18 protein-coding genes, 1 other RNA gene and 1 pseudogene are annotated in these 18,575 nt (G+C 32.6%); all 20 read left to right on the top strand.

What is annotated here, in order from left to right:
• A pseudogene (locus LN736_RS17700) lies at positions 1-451 on the top strand (dihydrolipoyl dehydrogenase); the annotation flags it as partial.
• Between the two features lie 70 nt (positions 452-521).
• Positions 522-1,100: a GDSL-type esterase/lipase family protein gene (locus LN736_RS17695; protein WP_229982115.1), complete on the top strand. Its 579-nt coding sequence runs from the start codon at positions 522-524 to the stop codon at positions 1,098-1,100.
• An 89-nt stretch (positions 1,101-1,189) separates the two neighbouring features.
• An RNA gene (gene rnpB, locus LN736_RS17690) (RNase P RNA component class A) lies at positions 1,190-1,553 on the top strand.
• Positions 1,554-2,087: 534 nt separating this feature from the next.
• Positions 2,088-2,639: a 2-oxoacid:acceptor oxidoreductase family protein gene (locus LN736_RS17685; RefSeq protein WP_229982114.1), complete on the top strand. Its 552-nt coding sequence runs from the start codon at positions 2,088-2,090 to the stop codon at positions 2,637-2,639.
• Positions 2,593-2,898 (top strand): 4Fe-4S binding protein, encoded by a 306-nt coding sequence (locus tag LN736_RS17680; RefSeq protein ID WP_229982113.1) that lies wholly within the window; start codon positions 2,593-2,595, stop codon positions 2,896-2,898. The genes LN736_RS17685 and LN736_RS17680 overlap by 47 nt, the downstream gene beginning before the upstream one ends.
• Entirely contained in the window at positions 2,898-4,103 is a 1,206-nt protein-coding gene (porA, locus tag LN736_RS17675; RefSeq protein WP_229982112.1) for a pyruvate ferredoxin oxidoreductase, read from the top strand. The genes LN736_RS17680 and porA overlap by 1 nt, the downstream gene beginning before the upstream one ends.
• Positions 4,097-4,975, top strand: coding sequence for a thiamine pyrophosphate-dependent enzyme (locus LN736_RS17670; protein ID WP_229982111.1), 879 nt, complete (start codon positions 4,097-4,099; stop codon positions 4,973-4,975). The genes porA and LN736_RS17670 overlap by 7 nt, the downstream gene beginning before the upstream one ends.
• 85 nt (positions 4,976-5,060) lie before the next feature.
• Positions 5,061-6,128, top strand: a complete 1,068-nt coding sequence (gene buk, locus LN736_RS17665; protein ID WP_229982110.1) for a butyrate kinase — start codon at positions 5,061-5,063, stop codon at positions 6,126-6,128.
• 13 nt (positions 6,129-6,141) lie between these two features.
• Positions 6,142-7,035 carry a bifunctional enoyl-CoA hydratase/phosphate acetyltransferase gene (locus LN736_RS17660; RefSeq protein ID WP_229982109.1) on the top strand — a complete coding sequence of 298 codons (894 nt, stop codon included), beginning with the start codon at positions 6,142-6,144 and terminating at the stop codon, positions 7,033-7,035.
• Positions 7,036-7,260: 225 nt separating this feature from the next.
• Positions 7,261-8,553 carry an MFS transporter gene (locus LN736_RS17655; RefSeq protein ID WP_229982108.1) on the top strand — a complete coding sequence of 431 codons (1,293 nt, stop codon included), beginning with the start codon at positions 7,261-7,263 and terminating at the stop codon, positions 8,551-8,553.
• An 881-nt stretch (positions 8,554-9,434) separates the two neighbouring features.
• On the top strand, positions 9,435-10,196 hold the full coding sequence (locus LN736_RS17650; RefSeq protein WP_229982107.1) for an IclR family transcriptional regulator: 762 nt from the start codon (positions 9,435-9,437) through the stop codon (positions 10,194-10,196).
• 275 nt (positions 10,197-10,471) lie between these two features.
• Positions 10,472-11,241, top strand: a protein-coding gene (locus tag LN736_RS17645; protein WP_407647200.1) for an IS5 family transposase whose coding sequence is annotated in 2 segments (ribosomal slippage) — positions 10,472-10,799 and positions 10,799-11,241 — 771 coding nt in all. Because the reading frame shifts where the segments join, the coding sequence is not laid out codon by codon here.
• 438 nt (positions 11,242-11,679) lie between these two features.
• Positions 11,680-13,203, top strand: coding sequence for a UbiD family decarboxylase (locus tag LN736_RS17640; RefSeq protein WP_229982106.1), 1,524 nt, complete (start codon positions 11,680-11,682; stop codon positions 13,201-13,203).
• Complete coding sequence (gene lpdD / locus LN736_RS17635; RefSeq protein ID WP_229982105.1) at positions 13,187-13,528, top strand: prenylated flavin chaperone LpdD; 342 nt, start codon at positions 13,187-13,189, stop codon at positions 13,526-13,528. Before LN736_RS17640 ends, lpdD begins: the two co-directional genes overlap by 17 nt.
• A gap of 53 nt (positions 13,529-13,581) precedes the next feature.
• The gene (locus LN736_RS17630; RefSeq protein ID WP_229982104.1) at positions 13,582-14,163 is read left to right on the top strand and encodes a UbiX family flavin prenyltransferase; all 582 of its coding nucleotides are present in this window, start codon (positions 13,582-13,584) and stop codon (positions 14,161-14,163) included.
• Positions 14,164-14,780: 617 nt separating this feature from the next.
• Positions 14,781-15,167 (top strand): hypothetical protein, encoded by a 387-nt coding sequence (locus LN736_RS17625; RefSeq protein WP_150358921.1) that lies wholly within the window; start codon positions 14,781-14,783, stop codon positions 15,165-15,167.
• Positions 15,168-15,329: 162 nt separating this feature from the next.
• Positions 15,330-15,788: a putative ABC transporter permease gene (locus LN736_RS17620; RefSeq protein WP_150358920.1), complete on the top strand. Its 459-nt coding sequence runs from the start codon at positions 15,330-15,332 to the stop codon at positions 15,786-15,788.
• A 140-nt stretch (positions 15,789-15,928) separates the two neighbouring features.
• Positions 15,929-16,699 carry a prolipoprotein diacylglyceryl transferase gene (gene lgt, locus LN736_RS17615; protein ID WP_229982103.1) on the top strand — a complete coding sequence of 257 codons (771 nt, stop codon included), beginning with the start codon at positions 15,929-15,931 and terminating at the stop codon, positions 16,697-16,699.
• Positions 16,700-17,019: 320 nt separating this feature from the next.
• Positions 17,020-18,138, top strand: coding sequence for a PocR ligand-binding domain-containing protein (locus LN736_RS17610; RefSeq protein ID WP_229982102.1), 1,119 nt, complete (start codon positions 17,020-17,022; stop codon positions 18,136-18,138).
• 267 nt (positions 18,139-18,405) lie between these two features.
• On the top strand, positions 18,406-18,575 hold a 170-nt coding region (locus LN736_RS17605; protein ID WP_229982116.1), incomplete at its 3' end, for an NAD(P)/FAD-dependent oxidoreductase.

The following is an 18,575-nucleotide window of genomic DNA, read 5'->3' as shown; positions in this document are numbered from 1 at the left end:
GCTCGCCCATGTTGCTTCCGAACAGGGTGTGGTGGCTGCAGAAAATATATCGGGTCAGAATGCAAAGATGGATTACAAGACCGTGCCCTCCTGTGTATATACAAAACCTGAGATAGCTGCCGTAGGGTATACTGAAGAACAGGCCGAAGAAAAAGGAATTGACTACAAAGTAGGTATTTTCCCCATGGGTGCCAATGGGAAAGCCGTGATATCTAAGGAGACGGATGGAATGGTAAAGATAATCTCGGATAGAAAAACAGAAGAAATCATTGGCGTTCACATCATGGCACCCAGGGCCACGGATCTCATAGGGGAAGCTGCACTTGCACTGAGGCTTGAAGCTACTGTAGACGAAATAATTACTACTGTGCACGCCCACCCGACTATAGGTGAAGCTTTCAAGGAAGCTGCACTGGCTTCCCAAAACAGGACCCTTAATTCTGTAAATTAAAATCAAACTGATTTGGAATAATTCTAAGCTTTAATAATTTTTTATTAAGGCTTAGAATTATTTATTAGAGGTGATAAAATTGAAAGTAATTTGTATTGGAGATAGCCTGACCTATGGATACGGACTTAAGAGAAATGAGGTCTGGACAAATGTTCTTGGAAGAAAGCTTGGAGTTGAAGTCATAAACAAGGGTGTATCGGGAGATACTTCAGCGGGTATGCTGTCCAGGCTGTATAACGATGTTATTCTGAGTAGGCCAACGCATGCTGTGATTATGGGGGGAACCAATGATCTTGTCTGGAATTTGGATATAAGGCAAGTTATATCAAATCTGGCAACTATAGCTTTTCAACTTATGCAAAATTGTATAACGCCTGTATTTGGATTATCAGTGCCGATTTGCACTGAACTGGCTAGGAAAAATTGGGGCTTTATGTCTGATTTCAGTAACATAAACAAAAATTTAAAAGTATTGAATGATAAGGTGGTGAAATTTTCCCAAAATTATAGCATACAGGTAGTAGATCTTTATTCTCCTTTTACTGGAAGCAACGGAGAGGGTCAAGAGGAGTACTATATTGACGGGCTTCATTTAAACATTGATGGAAATGTAAAAATGGCAGATATTATTTTCAACATATTGGTTTAATTTTGTGATGGCAGTGATATCCATGGTATAAAATGAAATTTTGAAATTGCTATTGTAATATGATATCAACTGTGATATTATCAAGAACGTAAGTAAATCAGACAATCGCTGCTATAGTATTATAGGAGAGGAAAGTCCGAGCTTCACAGGGCAGGGTGCTGGGTAATGCCCAGTCAGGGTGACCTGAAGGAAAGTGCAACAGAAATATACCACTGCAGGCAGCAGAATATGACAATTTGTCATGCAGTAAGGATGGAAAGGCGAGGTAAGAGCTCACCAGCGCAGGGGTGACTCTGCGGCTGTGTAAACCCCACCTGAAGCAAGATCGAATAGGAAAGTACAAAAAAGTGGCCCGCTTTGCTTTCGGGTAGTATCGCTTGAGCCCATTGGTAACAATGGGCCTAGATAGATGATTGTCTAATACAGAACTCGGCTTATAGATTTACTTACCGCCTGAAAACACTGAGCTTTATGCTTGGTGTTTTTCATTTTGCCACCCATTTGCCACCGTAATCATCCCTGAATTAGTTTTGATATGCTATCCGTGGCCCGTTTTTGCATTTTTTTATTTACGTGGGTTAATGTTGATGACTTAGTTCTACTACAAATTTCAAGAACCTGGTATCCGACAATTAAATATACAAGGATCATTTGCTAAATTCATATATTTATAAAAATATGAATTATATATTTTCAATAGTACTTAGAAAAGTAATAATTTTATTAAATCGTTCCTCTATATTAAACATAGATTAATATAGAGGATTTTTTTCTTAAATCTATTTACAAATGAACCTTAAAAGAGTAATATTATATACATAGAGAAACGCGACATACTATAGAGAAACAAAATATAAATAAAGTTGTGTGCTAATAGTTGTACAACTATCATCTAATAATATTTTTTATAAATTATTATGATTATATTTAATTTCGTTTTATTTATAATTTCACTTTAATGTATATATGAAAGGAAGGAATAGGAAAATGATCAGACTAAAGTTTTATGGATTAGGAGGACAGGGTATAGTAACTGCAGCAAAAATGCTATCAGAGGCCGTATCCTTACATGAAGGTAAATATGCTATTACAGTTCCAGCTTATGGACATGAAAGAAGAGGTGCACCTGTTAATACAAGCATTATAGTAGATGATGAGCCCGTATTATTGAACTCTTTTGTTTATGAACCTGATATTGTATTGGTAGCAGACCATACAATTATTGATAAAAGCATTGATATTTCTGAAGGTATACATGAAAATAGTATATTAGTATTAAATACTGAGGAAGAAAACGTATTAAATGTTTATAAGAAATATAATTTTAAAGAAGTATATTATGTTGATGCAACTAAGATAGCTATGGAAAACATTGGACGAGCTATTCCTAATGGATCTATGTTGGGTGCGTTGGCAGCAATAGGAATAGTTAAAATTGAATCAGTAGAAAAGGCTATTAGAACAACATTTGGTGAGAAAGCAGGTGATAAAAATGCAAAAGCAGCAAGAAACGCTTATGAAAAAATTAAAAAGATGTAGAGTTTATGGACCAGTTGCTTATATATATGCGGCTGCAAATACTGGCAGCTGGAGATTGGAAAGACCAAGGGTTGACTTTAAAGCATGTGTAAAGTGTGGAACTTGTGAAAAATATTGTCCAGCAAATGTAATAGATGTTAAAAAAGATCAGGCTGAATGTGTTCAGATTGATTTTAATTATTGTAAAGGCTGTGGAATTTGTGCAAATGAATGTCCTAAAAAATGTATTAGCATGATACCGGAAAGGAGTGAGGGTTAATGGCTTATAAAATGTTAGATGGAAATGGAGCAGTAGTTGAGGCAATAAAGATGGCAAAAGTTAAAGTAGTGTCTGCATATCCAATAACGCCCCAAAGTACAATAGCGGAAAAATTATCGGAACTTGTAGCATTAGGGGAATTAAAGGCAGAATATGTTCGTGTTGAATCAGAACATACAGCTCTAACTGTTGCAACAACGGCTCAGTTAACAGGAGTAAGGGCAGCTACAGCTACAGCATCGCAAGGATTAGCGCTGATGCATGAAGTAATGGGAATGACATCAGGAATAAGAATTCCACTTGTAATGCCAGTGGTAAATAGGGGGCTTGCAGCGCCATGGACATTATGGGCAGAACATGGAGATGCAATGGCGGAAAGAGATTCTGGATGGATGCAGTTTTATTGCCAAAATGTCCAGGAAGTTTTCGACATAATGTTGATGGCATACAAGGTTGCCGAAAATGAAAATGTATTAACGCCAGCAATGGTATGTTTGGATGGGTTTTTTCTGTCTCACTCAATGCAAAAAATTGATGTGCCAGATGAAAAATTAGTGGATGAATTTATAGGCCCGTATGAAGCTAAAAATTTATATTTAGATCCTAAAGATCCAATGTTTGTATGTAATTTAACAGGATCTGATGAGTTTACAGAAATGAGATATCAGCAAAAAACAGCGATGGATAATGCGTTTGAAGTTATAAGAAAAGTACAAAGAGAATTTGAAGAGAAGTTTGGGAGAAAATTATCAATTGTAGAAGGATATAAAACAGAGGATGCAGAGGTAGTTTTAGTAGCTTTAGGTTCAATGTGTGGTACTGCTAAGTATGTAGTAAATAAATTAAGAAATCAGGGTAAAAAAGTTGGGTTGGCAAAGATAGTGGTATTTAGGCCATTTCCGGCAAAACAGTTGAAAAGGATTTTGTCAGGAAAAAAAGTAGTTGGAGTATTTGATAGAAGTGCTGGATTAGGAAGCCAAGGTGGGCCAGTTTGGAATGAAACCTGTAGTGCAATGAAAAAAGTTAATTGTGATATAAGACATTATATAGGTGGACTTGGGGGAAGAGACGTTTCGACAGATACTATAGAAAAGATATTCAATGAACTTTTAGAAATAAAAGAAGGGAAAAGAGAAAGACATACGGAGTGGATAGATGTTAAGGAAAATGCTATGAATATAAGGCAGGTGGAAAAAAGATGTTAGATATTAAGCATAATTCAAGGGGGTTTGTACCCCACGGAATGAGTGCATGTGCAGGCTGTGGTATGGAATTGGTTATGAGAAATATTTTGGATGTACTAGGAGAAGATACAATAATTATAATACCTCCAGGATGTGCAGCATCATTCTCAGGCTACGGAAAAGAGACAGCAATAAGAATACCGGGATATCAGGGTAACTTAGAAAATACTGCGGCAGGTGCAGTAGGAGTAAGAGCTGCATTAAATGCAATGGGAAACATACATACCACGGTTGTTGGATTTGCGGGTGATGGTGGGACAGTAGATATAGGCCTGCAGTCATTATCTGGTGCTATGGAGAGAAGAGATAGAATACTTTATATATGTTATGATAATGAAGCATATATGAATACAGGTATACAGGCCAGTAGTTCTACACCATATCTTGCAAGTACAACAACCACACCAGCAGGAAAACCAACAGGAAGAAAAGATCTAGTACAAATAGCAATTGCACATGACATTTCTTATGCAGCAACAGCTTCAGTTTGTAATTTGACAGATTTAAAGAAAAAAGTAAAGAAAGCAAAGGAAACAGATGCGATGTCTTTAATACATGTACATGCACCATGTCCTACAGGTTGGAGATATAAACCTGCTAAAACAATAGAGATGGCAAGAGCGGCTGTGCAAACGGGCTGCTGGGTCTTATATGAATATGAAAATGGAAAAGTTACAATAAATTATAAGCCTAAAAAATTAGCTCCTATAGAGACTTATATTGAACCTCAGGGAAGATTTAAAGGTTTAACGATAAAGCAAAAGGAAGAACTTCAAAGATATATTGTTGAATATTATAACAAATATATTAGAAAATTAGAATTCATGGCATAACTGAAAAATAACCAAGTCGGGAGTGCTGTAAAAGCAGTGGCTCCCAACTACAAAATGTGTTTGGTTGCTGAAGGGTAGGTTAAGTATGAAATATAAAATGTTAATAATAAATTTAGGTTCTACATCTACGAAAATTGCCGTTTATAATGATTTAGAAGAAAAGTTTAAAGTATCCATTAAACATTCACAAGATGAACTCTCTAGATTTCATGATATATGGGAACAAAACGATTTTAGAAAAGAAAAAATACTACGCGCCCTAAAAGAAAATGGATATAATTTAAAGGATTTCAACTGCATAGCTTGTAGAGGAGGAAATGTAAAACCAGTTCCTAGCGGAACTTATCTGGTGAATGAAAAAATGTTGGTAGATATACGCAGTGAAAAATATGGAGTACATCCATCAGGCGTTGGTAACATTATAGCATTTGAGCTTGGTAAAACATATGGGATACCTGTAATAACAGCAGATCCTCCTGTAACAGATGAGTTGTGTAGTCTGGCAAAATATTCAGGTATAAAAGAGATTACAAGAATTAGTAGTGGACATGCACTTAATCAAAAAAGAACGGCAAGGAAAATAGCTAATGAACTTGGAAAAAAATATGATGATATGAATCTGATTATTGCACACCTGGGTGGAGGCATTTCGGTAGGAGCTCATGAAAAAGGACGCATGATTGATTTTAACAATGCTTTAGACGGAGATGGGTCATTTTCACCAGAAAGAGCAGGAACTCTTCCAGCAGGTGATCTAATTAGAATGTGTTTTTCAGGAAAATACACTGAAAAAGAGATGATTAAAAAAATAAAAGGAAATGGAGGACTTATGTCCTATCTTGGGACAAACAGTGGCCTGGAAGTTGAAAAAAGAATTAAAAACGGAGATGAATATGCTTTAGAGGTATTTGAGGCAATGGCTTTTCAAGTCTCAAAGGAAATAGGAGCAGCAGCAGCTGTTCTTAAAGGCAAAGTAGATGCTATTGTATTAACTGGTGGCTTAGCTTATTTGAGTAGATTTACGAATTGGATAAAAGAAAGAACGAAATTTATTGCACCTGTATATTTATGTCCTGGAGAAAATGAAATGGTATCACTTGCTGAAAGTGCCTTAAGATATTTAAAGGGTGAAGAAAAAGCAAAGAAGTACTAAAGGAGGAATTAAGATGATAAAAAATCTGAATCATTTAATGGAGCAAGTTGGATTAAAAGAAAAGAAAAAAATTGCCGTAGCTGCAGCAGAAGATTTAGATGTATTAGAAATAGTTGAAAAGGCTACAGAGCTTAAATTAGGACAATTTATACTTGTAGGGGATAAAGAAAAAATAGAAGAAATAGCAACTAAGAATAAAAAAAGAATACGATGTGAAATAATTGATGAGCCTGATAATAAAAAAGCTGCAGAAAAAGCAGTGGAATTTGTAATAAAGGGTGAGGCAGATACAATAATGAAAGGGTTACTGCATACAGGTACATTTTTAAAAGCAGTGTTGAATAAGGAAAAAGGATTGAATGTTGGTAAAATGGTGAGTCAAATATCGCTGTTTGATAAGGAATCTGGAGAAGGATTGCAATTACTTTCGGATTGTGCCATGGCAATACAGCCTAACTTGGATGAAAAAAAGCAAATTATAGAGAATGCCATAGTACTTGCACAAAAAATTGGTTATGAAAAACCAAGAGTTGCATTGATATCTGCACTTGAAATAATAAACTCAGCAATACCAGATACGGTAGAAGCAGCAATACTAAGTAAAATGGGTGACAGAGGTCAAATAAAAAATGCGATAATTGATGGACCTTTTGCATTGGATAATGCAATATCGATGAAAGCGGCAAAACATAAAGGAATTAAAAGTGAAGTTGCGGGGCAGGCAGACATTTTAATAGTACCTAACCTGCAGGTAGGTAATGTTCTGACAAAAGCTCTTACGTATTATGCACATAAGGATGTGGCAGCAGCAGTAATAGGGGCGGGTGTGCCCATTATAATGACTTCAAGGACTGACTCAGTAAAAAATAAATTACTTTCAGTAGCTTTAGCAAGTTATATTTCATAATAAATTACTTAATCCTTAGGTGGAAAGAGCAGTGATTTAATACTTATATATATTTTTTAAATGTATCTAGTAAACGTTTTATATCCATTTATTACTATATTTGTAAATATATATACTAGATAATCTTATAATACTTTTTATATTTTAATGCACTGAATAAAAAAACTATGCTGCACAAGTTCAACAATAGTACTAATTATTTATAAATTTGAAAGGGGAATAAATATGCGAAATATTGATGTAAATAATGTCATTGAAAATAGTAAATTTAACAACTTTTTTTTCATAATTACGGGGTTACTTAGCTTGGTAGTAATATTTGATGGCTATGACATGGGAATTTATGGGGTTACATTGCCTTTGATTATGAAAGAGTTAAGTTTGACTGCAACTCAGGTAGGTTTTTTAGCAAGTGCGGGTATGGTTGGCATGATGATTGGTGCTTTATTTTTTGGATCACTAGCAGATGTTATTGGACGAAAAAAAATTATAATTATAGGGATATTTATTTATTCTGTCTTTAATGGCTTAGTTGGTTTTATACACAGTGCGTTAATTTTTGCAGTACTCCGTTTTATAGCAGGGTTAGGTATGGGTGCCATTACACCAGTTATCGTCAGCCTTGTGTCAGAATATTCACCTAAAGTCAATAGGACTTTAATAATTAGTTTGGTGGTACTTGGAATTCCGATTGGACAACTGCTTGCTTCACTTGCAGGGGTTGCATTTTTGAGCACACAGGGTTGGAGAGTGTTTTATTATGCTACATTTATATCATTAATTGTTATGTTCCTTATAATTTCTCATATCCCTGAATCAATGAAATTTTATGTGGCAAAAGGGAAAACGAATGATATAAAAAAAGCTTTATCTAAAGCCGATCCTCAATTTGTTTTTTCAGATCAAGATGTTTACCGAGTTAGCACATTAAACAGTGAGAAAGCTTCTATAATAAGCTTATTTGAAAAGAAATATGTTAGAAATACAATTCTTATTTGGATAGTTTTCTTCTGTAATTTATATCTGTTTTTTGGCGTATCAACATGGCTTCCTAAGTTAATGACAATTATGGGATATACTTTGACATCAAGCATCGCATTTCTAGGTATTTTTCTTGTGGGATCAATTATTGGTGGAATAGTTTTTGGGATACTTGGAGATAAACTTGGATACAAGGCGCTTCTATCATTGGTCTATATAGCATCTGCTATTTTGGTTAGTCTTCTGAGCTTTAAAACTAATATGGTGTTATTTTATATACTATTGTTCTTAGCTGGTGCTACAGTAAGCTCGGCTCAAAATTTGACTCTTGCAATAGTGCCAGAGTTTTATCCTATATCAATTCGTGGAACGGCGATGGGATGGGGATCAGCAATTTCCCGTTTGGGGAGTGCAGTAGCACCTATAATTATTGGCATATTAGTACAGGTAAACTTCTCTATGCCATTAGTTTTCGAATCATTTATAATTCCAGCCATTATTGGATGTGTAGCAATCTTACTTACCAAAAAGGATTAAAATGTAATTAATATACTTCAACCTAGTTAGCAATGGGGGTAATCAAATTGTAATCTTATCATATTTTATAAGTAAATTTATAAAATCAACTTAATATACGAATATGGTTGGAAAGGACAGATTTGAGAAATTCAGTCTGTTCTTTTGATTTTTAATATAGAAGTAATGTGAATCAAACGTCTTTAAAAATAAATAATATTTATATGAAGATAAGTTTGCATGTTTGAAATCTTATTTATATGTGACTTAAGTAAAAAGAAAAACTAATTATTAAAAGTTAACATTTAAAATAATATTTTTGAAATAAAGTATTTTAAATATAATTGAATATTGACAATTACATGACAAATAGAGCATTTAAAGGCACTGCTCAAAAATGATTTTGATAAAGTTGAATTAAATACGGCTGATAAGATACTGATTCATTTTTACTAGGTTAATGTAGTCTCGTTCTAAATAAAACGCCATGTTTTAGGAGTGATTTATTAATCTATAGTGTATATGCAATATTATGGTATTTCACCCTTGGATAGGGATGTAAGTAACTACTACTATAATGTGAGGAATGACTATAAGATTGATAGAAAATTTAGAAAAAGATTCTATATTGAAGAATTTTAATAGCTAATTTCATATTTAAAATATTTCCTTGAAGAAGATTCTAATTTTGCAGTGACTGATACAAAAAAGTTTATTAACTATGCCTAAAGTGAAAATATGAAGATGGAGCAATCATAATTAATTAGAATTTAGTGATACATTAAAAAAGTACCCCTTTTATAGTATTTATTTAGAAAAAAATTGATATTAATGATAAAATATATTTTATACTATATATAGCATGAATTTTATATGGTTTAATATATGAAAAGGGTGATTTAATGAATAAAGATAAGTATTTATTAAGTTCAGTAGCAAATACTTTGGAAATATTAGATTTATTAAGCAAATATGAGGAATTAGGAGTTGCAGAAATTAGTAAGAAGTTGAACATGGGAAGAGCAAGTGTTTTTAGAATGCTTTATACATTAGAAAAAAAGGAATTTGTGCATAAGATGTCAAATGCAAAGTATAGATTAGGTATAAAATTTGCACATTATGGATCAATTGTATTGGAAAGACAGGGCGATTTTTTTGTAGCAAAACCTTTTTTACAGAAGTTAAGAGATAAGCATAATCAAACAACCCATTTAGCAATTTTGGATGATGATTACAATATTATTTTTATGGATAAGGAGTTAAGCAAATCTGCTATTCAAATGACATCAAAGATAGGTGCAAAGTTACCGTCATATGTTACTGCAACAGGTAAAGTATTGTTAGCAAGTCGACTTGACAAGGATTTGGAAAAAATAAAGTCCCTTAATTTAGTAAAAATGACTGATGCTACTATTACTGATAATGATAAATTAATTGAAGAATTGAAAAAGATTAAAGTACAGGGATATGGGGCAGATTTGGAAGAAAGTGAAATTGGACTAGTATGCTATGCTGCTCCAATAAAAGATATTACTGGAAAAGTTATTGCAGCTATAAGTATTTCAGGTGCATCTACAGCAATGGTACGTAATAAGGATGAGCTAGTTGAATCTGTAAAACAAACAGCCGAAGAGATTTCAAAAGCAATGGGGTATAATGGCTGAATATATTTGATTTTTAAAGTTTTGGTTATGATAATTTTTTAGAATTATTGGAAAATTTATGTAAAAATTTGGATGAAGTTGTGAAAGGAAGCCATTAAAATTCATATGCAATGTAATGCTTTTTTAGTTATAAATACTTAGTTAAGTATTTGACTATACTAACTATTAAGAGAAATTTGACTATTTATATTCTATTAGGGAGTGTCTGAAAACTAAATATTGCACAAAAACCGAGTTTTAGATAAAATAAAAGAAAAAACTTGGGAGTTGTAAATATGGCACAAAAGCGTTATGAAATATCAGATGAACAATGGGAGCAAATAAAGGATTTGTTTCCAATTGCAAAAACTGGACGGCCTCCAAAAAATAATCGAATTATGTTTAATGCAATCTTATGGATTGCACAAAGCGGAGCACCTTGGCGTGACCTGCCAGAACGTTTTGGATCATGGAAAACTGTGTACAGCCGTTTTTGCAAGTGGCGTGATACTGGGACCTTGTTAGCCATTTTTAAACAGTTGAATTCTAATGCAGATTATGAGAATCTCAGTATTGACTCTACTTGTATAAAAGCCCACCAGCATAGTTCTGGTGCTAAAAAGGGGCTGTAAACAGTGAAACAAAACAGCATATTGGATTAAGCCGCGGTGGACATACTACAAAAATTCATACTATTGTTGACGGCCTTGGTAATCCAGTATATTTTAAGTTATCACCTGGTAATTTACATGACAGTACACAAGCTGTAGATGTTCTTTCCAATATTGATATAAAAGGTAGCAATATTTTAGCTGACAAGGCATATGGTACAAATGAAATCAGAGAATATATTACTTCAAAAGAGGCCTCATATACTATTCCACCAAAATCCAATGCAAAGAATCCGTGGGATTGTGACTGGTGGTTGTATAAAGAACGTCACTTAGTCGAATGCTTCTTTAATAAAATCAAACACTTTAGAAGAATTGCAACTCGATATGACAAACTTGCTTCTTCTTTTCTCGCTTTTGTTTACATTGCCTCTATCTTCATTTTGTCTAAATAGGCTATTGCTATATTGTTTTCAGACACACCCTAGTTGAATTTCTATTTTTCAGTCATATAAAATATATGTAGTGTTAAACGTTAAAATAAATTGATTAGTTGTAGCAAAGTTTTGAAATTTACTATATCTAAAACTTCAGATTTAATAATAATCTTTACGATTATAAATAGAAAGGTATCAGGTCAGAGATATCTTTTTATTTACTTTTATACATATAACAAGCAATTATTATTTTCATATATTATATTGTTAGTTAGGTTAATAATACAAGTATATTTTCTTTCACAACAAAACCTTATTGTTGTAAATATACAAAATATATGTTATAGTTATATCATATAAAGAAACATAAATTCTTTATATGATATAACTGATTTTATAGCTTTATAATAAGACTGAAAAATAGATTATCAATATGAAATTAAAGGAGTAATTTTAATGAACTTAGAACATGAAAAAGTAAAAATAGTGGATTTGCGTTCCGCGCTAAAGGTATTAAAATCGATACCAGGACAGTTAATTGAAACTAATGAGCCAGTAGATCCTCATGCTGAATTATCGGGAGTTTATCGCTATGTGGGAGCTGGTGGAACAGTAATGCGTCCTACACAAATTGGGCCAGCAATGATTTTTAACAAAATAAAGGGATTAGAAAATGCTAGAGTTGTTATTGGAGTATTGGCCAGCCGTGAAAGGGTAGCTTTAATGCTTAATACAAGATCGGAACATCTTGGCTTTCTTCTAAATGAAGCAGTTATCCATCCTATTGAGCCTATAATAGTTTCAAAAAATAGGGCTCCTTGTCAGGAGGTTGTACATTATGCAAATGAGCCAGATTTTGATATAAGAAAACTAATACCTGCTCCAACAAATACAGAAGAGGATGCAGGTCCATATATTACTATGGGCATGTGTTATGCTTCTGATCCAGAAACAGGTAAATCGGATATTACAATACATCGTTTATGTTTACAAGGTAAAGATGAAATTTCCATGTACCTTGTACCAGGAGCTCGTCATATAGGGGTTTTTCAGCAAAAAGCAGAAGATGATGGAAAATCTTTGCCAATTTCTATTAGTATAGGAGTTGATCCTGCTGTTGAAATTGCTGCATGTTTTGAGCCACCTACTACACCGATTGGTTATAATGAATTATGTGCTGCTGGAAGTATTAGAAGTAAAGCAGTTGAATTGGTTCAATGTCTAACAATAAATGAAAAGGCAATTGCAAATGCAGAGTATGTTATAGAGGGAGAATTAATTCCTAGTGTACGTGTGAGGGAAGATAAAAACACACATACAGGTAAAGCCATGCCGGAATTTCCAGGTTATACAGGTTCAGCTTGTGATGAAGTACCTATTATTAGAGTAAAGGCTGTTACCCATCGTATAAATCCAATTATGCAAACATGTATTGGACCGAGTGAAGAACATGTCAATATGGCAGGTATACCCACAGAAGCAAGTATACTACAAATGGTGGAAAAAGCTATGCCTGGTCGATTATTAAATGTCTATGCACATTCAGCAGGAGGTGGTAAATATATGGCTATTCTGCAATTCAAAAAAAGTCAGCAAAGTGATGAAGGACGTCAAAGGCAAGCTGCTTTATTGGCCTTCTCGGCATTTTCTGAACTTAAGCATGTAATTATAGTAGATGAAGATGTAAATCCTTTTGACAGTAATGATGTGTTATGGGCATTAAATACCCGTTATCAAGGAGACATGGATACAATATTTATACCCGGTGTACGGTGTCATCCATTAGATCCCTCCCAGACCATTGAATACAATCCATTGCTTCTGAATAAGGGGATTTCCTGTAAGGTAATTTTTGATTGTACGGTTCCATTCCACTTGAAGGATCGTTTTAAAAGAGCTAAATTTAAGGATGTAGATCCTAGTCGTTTTGTTCCACAAATGTTCAAAAAAGAATATGGTGAATATGATACAAGTAAATAAAAAATTTAATAAAATACAATTAAAACTTGTAGCATATGAAATGGGAAAAGATGTGTGCATAATTTTGACGGGAGGAAAGTCACATCTTGGCTCTATAACAATAGGTGTTGAAGGGATAAATAAAGAAACATTTATAGTTGGAAAACATAAAGAGTACATTATAACAGAAAAGTTGGGTGAAATGCTAAAGAATAGATATTGTGGTAACTTTGTAATATGTTGTGGTATACATATAGATAATATTACAGAAAAAGAGATAGAAGATATTATCAATTTATCTTGTAAAATGATGGAGAAAGTATGTGTCAAGTTAAAAATAGGATAAAAAATCAAGGTGGAAGATTCTGTAATAATTAATTTTAGGAGATGAAATAAATAGTGGAGATTGCAATTGGGGTTACAGGTGCTACAGGAAGTATTTATGCGGTAAAATTGCTTGAGGAGTTAAAAAATATCAGAGGAGCAAATGTTCATCTTATTATGAGTCAATGGGCTAAAAAGAACTTAAAATTAGAAACTAATTATTCGTTAGAATATGTTGAAAATTTGGCAGGCTCTGTATATGATAACAAGGATTTGGGAGCGAAAATATCCAGTGGATCATTTATTTTAGATGAAATGGTAATTGTTCCTTGCAGTATGAAAACTCTTAGTTCAATTTCCAATGGTTATGATGATAATTTAATTTCAAGAACGGCAGGGGTAATGATAAAAGAAGGTAGAAGACTAATATTATGCCCAAGGGAAACCCCACTGAGTTTCATACATTTGGAAAACATGCTTAAGTTATCGAAAATTGGAGTAAGGATAATTCCTCCAATGCCAGCTTTTTATAATAATCCACAAAATATAGAAGACTTGGTAAGTCAGCATGTAATGAAAATACTTGATCAATTTAGAATTATGTATGATAAGGTTCAAAGGTGGAACGGACAGAATAATAATGATGGTCTAGTATAATTAAAATAGGATAGTTTATTTAAAAAGTGAGGGAGTGTAGTGAAACTATTTTTTTATGCATTGAAAAAAATCAGTCTGTACTGGGAAGAATGGAATGTTTATAACTAATAATGGATATTATTCTCATAGTAAGAATATAACAAGTTCGGAGATATTATCAATGTAAAGAAATAAAATAAATTTTTTGAAGTACCTAGCTTCGATTCTTTGTGTTTACTTTATTGACTTTAGCTCCGGAAAAATATATGGTTATTTTAGAGACTTTAAAGAGATGGGACTGAATGTTTACAAATAGTTTATCAATGTGACATTAGAATGTAACAAGTATAATATATACTTATAAATAAGTAGTTCTTAAGTATTGTCCTCTTTAAAAATAATTATAAGTGTAAATTAGTGCCTGTGGTTGCAGGGCACGATAAACTTAAATGCAACCGCAAATAGATCTCCTTTATTATTGTTATGTAAGCACCTGTTTTATAGGGTGCTTATTTTGCGTAGTAAAAAATGTGATATAATATAAAAACTCAATAGAATGTCCTTCAAAATATTTGCAAAAATCGTATATAAATATAAAACATACAATGTTATTGATTTACGAAGAGAGGAAATTAGTGATGGACAAAGACGAAAAAACTAAATATAGTGTATCTGAAATGATACAAAAATTGGAGAAAAATTCTGATTTATTATTTGTAGATAAAAGTGGAAATGCTTTTGGTGTAGGAGAATACGGATATTTAGAAGTATCGGATATTCAGAGAATTAATATCAATGATAAGAGCTGGAAACTTGTTAAAAAAGTAATTAGCTTCAATGATGCACTTACTGAATTTAATGATCTCAATAGAGATATATATTGCAAATATGGTGGTTCATTAATGCATTATCATACCAATGATATTGATGAGTCACATTATTTGGTAAACGATAAGAATGATCCTATAAGTTCAGATGAAATATTAAATGGAACTTGGTATGTAGGTTATTCAAATAGAAGGTAAATTTTATAGAATAAGCATCCGTCATTTAGGGTGCTTATTTTGTATTTTGCATAGAGAGAAGAATGAATTAAATAGAGATTGCCAGGATATTATAGTATAAGGGTTTAATTCTACTGTATATCAAAATGTTAGTAAAACTTAAGAGGAGGTGTAAAAAGTGATATGGGATACAGTTATTCCAACTTAAAAAAGGATTTAATTTTAATATTTGTAATGGGTGCTTTATACATGGTGCTTGAAGGGCTATGGAGGGGATGGACTCATATAAGTATGCTGGTAGTAGGAGGTTTAAGTGCTTTTTTAATAGGAAGACTTAATGAACGCCCTAAATTCTATGCCAGGAAAATGTGGCAGGAATGTGTTATAGGCACTTTTATAGTTCTTGTATTGGAATTTGTAAGCGGTATACTCCTTAACATATGGTTAAAACTTGATGTATGGAATTATTCAGGCAGCTGGGGCAATCTATATGGGCAGATATGCGTACCGTGTGCATTATTGTGGTTTACACTGATGCCGCTTTGTATATATGTAGATGACTATTTGAGATATAAGCTGTTTGAAGAGGAAAGGCCCGCAGGGTTATTAAAAAATTATAAAGATCTATTTACGGGTAATTAGAAGCATTTTATATATCGAGCATTTAAGATATTGCATATTGTGCTATAATAAGATAGAAATTCTAGCGAAGAGCTGGGATTATGTTTTAAAAAACAAATAGTATGGTAGATTTAAATTTTAGGAAAGGTTGTAATATACGTATGAATCCAATAGCTTTTTCCATTAATGGTTTTCAAATAAGATGGTATGGAATTATAATAGCATTAGGAATGCTGACGGCTATTTTGCTGGCCAATTCAAATTGCAAGTATAAAAAATATAATTTTGATGTTTTGATAGATGTATTTTTAGTATCTTTTCCTTTTGCCATAGTGGGTGCCAGGGCCTATTATGTTATTTTCCGATTTCCGTATTATAAGGATAATCTCATTGATATGATAAATATAAGGCAGGGTGGACTTGCAATTCATGGTGGGCTTATATTTGGTATACTGGCAGCCTATATATTCAGCAGATATAAAAAATTAAATTTTATAAAGATAATGGATTTTGTGGCCCCATCTATAGTACTTGCCCAGGCAATAGGCAGGTGGGGTAATTTTTTTAACAGTGAAGCCCATGGGGGTCCTGTTAGTTATGAATTTATAAGCAAGTTTCCACTTTTTATACAAAGGGGAATGTATATAGATGGTACATATTATCACCCTACATTTTTATATGAGTCCATTTGGGATTTATTTGTTTGTGTTGTTTTAATTTATATATTGAGAAAAAGGTATAAAAAGGGAGCTGTAATATCAGCTTATATTGGGCTATATTCTCTAGGAAGGTTTTTTATAGAAGGACTGAGGACAGACAGTTTGATGTGGGGAAATATAAGAGTTGCCCAGTTGGTTAGCCTGATGGGAATTATATTCGGGGTGATTTATTTTGTGTATATAAGAGTTGAAAAAAACAAGGGTATATCTTGATATAGGTTATAAAAAAAAGGTTGAATAAGCCTTTTTTTTAGTTCGTAATGAATATCAAGGTGACATTATCACAAGTTAATAACAGTAATTATATATAGATTGTTTACTAGTATAAGTTAAATGTATTATAATTAATTATAGAATAGAAATAAACTATAAAGATTTCATATAGGATTAGAAAACTGATCAATCTCAACATTTCAATAAAAAATTTGATAACGTATCCAATAATTCTTATCTACTGAATGCTTAAAATTTAAGCTGACCAATAATTGTGTATTCACAATTAACTTATATTTTTTGTGAAGGGAGGAATTAATTTGAAAAGTAATTTTCCCAATTTAGACTATATAATTAATGTAAATAATTTTCAAAAGATTCAAGATGCTATATCAAAAGTGGTGGAGACGTCCCTACTGACTGTTGATTATAAAGGGACGCCTGTTACGAAGCATAGTAATTGTAGTGATTTCTGTAAAATCATAAGAACTAACTGTATTTACTCCAAATTGTGTGAAAAGTGTGATTCAAGAGGAGGGTTAGAAGCGGCCAGGCTGCAGCATCCTTATGTGTATATATGTCATATGGGACTATTGGTTTTTGCCATACCTGTAATTGTAGATGGTCAATATTTAGGGGCATTGGTGGGTGGTCAGATTTTAATTAAAGAGGATTGCCGAAAGAAAGATCTTGAACGGATATTTGAAGATAAGTTCACAAAAGCAAAGTTGTTTGATAAAAAAGAAATTGAGGAAGCGTATAAAAAAATTCGAGTAGTTTCACTGGATAGGATTAAATCAGTTGCCAATATGATATTTCTTATCAGTAACTATATAGTAGAGGAAGCCCTATTAAAAATAAAATTAAACGAGATGAATGAAGAGATATTAATGACAAGCAGAAATAAAAATGTAGAAGAAGTTTTACTAAAAACAAAATTAAATGAAATGAGTCAAATAATATCAATGACAAGTAGAGATGAAAATATGAAAAATGTAAACATAACACAGGGAAAAGAACCTGATAAAGTATATAGTTTAATTGATACTATTAATAAGGGAATTTATAACAAGAGCTTTGAAATAAAAGAACAGAAGAACAATATAATTTTGAGGCCAGCTTTAGAATACATTCAAAATAACTATTATCATAGCATTAGTCTAGATGAAATGGCATCTTTATGTAATATTAGTTCCAGCTATTTCAGCAAACTTTTTAAAAAAATGACCGGTGAGAATTTTTCCAACTATATAAGTAAATTGAGAATGAAAAAGGCAAAAGAGCTGCTTGAAACTTCTGATATTTCCATTAAAAATCTTTCTATAGATTTGGGTTTTGAAGATTGTGGATATTTTGTAAAAGTATTTAAAAAAATAGTGGGTGTTACACCCTCTTCATATAGACTACAACATAAGTTTAAACACAATGAAGTACAATAAATAGATGCATTTAGTACAAAAAAATACAATTGCTGAAAAAAAGTAAACGTTTTATTGCATCAAGATTACAGAATAATTCAATGAATATTGTCTGCCAATTTACTATAATTTAAGTATAGACTAACTGATAAGTAAAGGGAATTTCTAATTTGTCAAGTTAATGAGACAGAGTATAAAGTCAGAGGCTTTATACCCATTTTTGTTTTAAAAGGAGAGTCATCGATGGCAGAAAAATTCATTTACAAATAGATATGAGGGAGGTATAAGATGGAACATATATATGATTGCATAATAATTGGAGGAGGGCCAGCAGGTCTATCGGCAGGTCTCTATGCAGCAAGATCTAAAATGGACACTTTGCTGATAGAGAGGGCAAAATATGGAGGACAGATAACTACAACGGATGAACTCGAGAATTATCCAGGTTCCATTGAGAA

The organism is Clostridium aromativorans (assembly GCF_020908015.1).
Lineage (GTDB): Bacteria > Bacillota > Clostridia > Clostridiales > Clostridiaceae > Clostridium_B > Clostridium_B aromativorans.
Note: the sequence above shows the minus strand (reverse complement) of the source record. Positions and strands in the feature narration are given on the sequence as shown.

Excerpts from the sequence above, each read along its gene's own strand:
- LN736_RS17685 (WP_229982114.1), top strand. The coding sequence starts at position 2,088 with ATGATCAGACTAAAGTTTTATGGATTAGGAGGACAGGGTATAGTAACT.
- LN736_RS17680 (WP_229982113.1), top strand. The coding sequence starts at position 2,593 with ATGCAAAAGCAGCAAGAAACGCTTATGAAAAAATTAAAAAGATGTAGA.
- porA (WP_229982112.1), top strand. The coding sequence starts at position 2,898 with ATGGCTTATAAAATGTTAGATGGAAATGGAGCAGTAGTTGAGGCAATA.
- LN736_RS17670 (WP_229982111.1), top strand. The coding sequence starts at position 4,097 with ATGTTAGATATTAAGCATAATTCAAGGGGGTTTGTACCCCACGGAATG.
- buk (WP_229982110.1), top strand. The coding sequence starts at position 5,061 with ATGAAATATAAAATGTTAATAATAAATTTAGGTTCTACATCTACGAAA.
- LN736_RS17660 (WP_229982109.1), top strand. The coding sequence starts at position 6,142 with ATGATAAAAAATCTGAATCATTTAATGGAGCAAGTTGGATTAAAAGAA.
- LN736_RS17655 (WP_229982108.1), top strand. The coding sequence starts at position 7,261 with ATGCGAAATATTGATGTAAATAATGTCATTGAAAATAGTAAATTTAAC.
- LN736_RS17650 (WP_229982107.1), top strand. The coding sequence starts at position 9,435 with ATGAATAAAGATAAGTATTTATTAAGTTCAGTAGCAAATACTTTGGAA.
- LN736_RS17640 (WP_229982106.1), top strand. The coding sequence starts at position 11,680 with ATGAACTTAGAACATGAAAAAGTAAAAATAGTGGATTTGCGTTCCGCG.
- lpdD (WP_229982105.1), top strand. The coding sequence starts at position 13,187 with ATGATACAAGTAAATAAAAAATTTAATAAAATACAATTAAAACTTGTA.
- LN736_RS17625 (WP_150358921.1), top strand. The coding sequence starts at position 14,781 with ATGGACAAAGACGAAAAAACTAAATATAGTGTATCTGAAATGATACAA.
- LN736_RS17620 (WP_150358920.1), top strand. The coding sequence starts at position 15,330 with ATGGGATACAGTTATTCCAACTTAAAAAAGGATTTAATTTTAATATTT.
- lgt (WP_229982103.1), top strand. The coding sequence starts at position 15,929 with ATGAATCCAATAGCTTTTTCCATTAATGGTTTTCAAATAAGATGGTAT.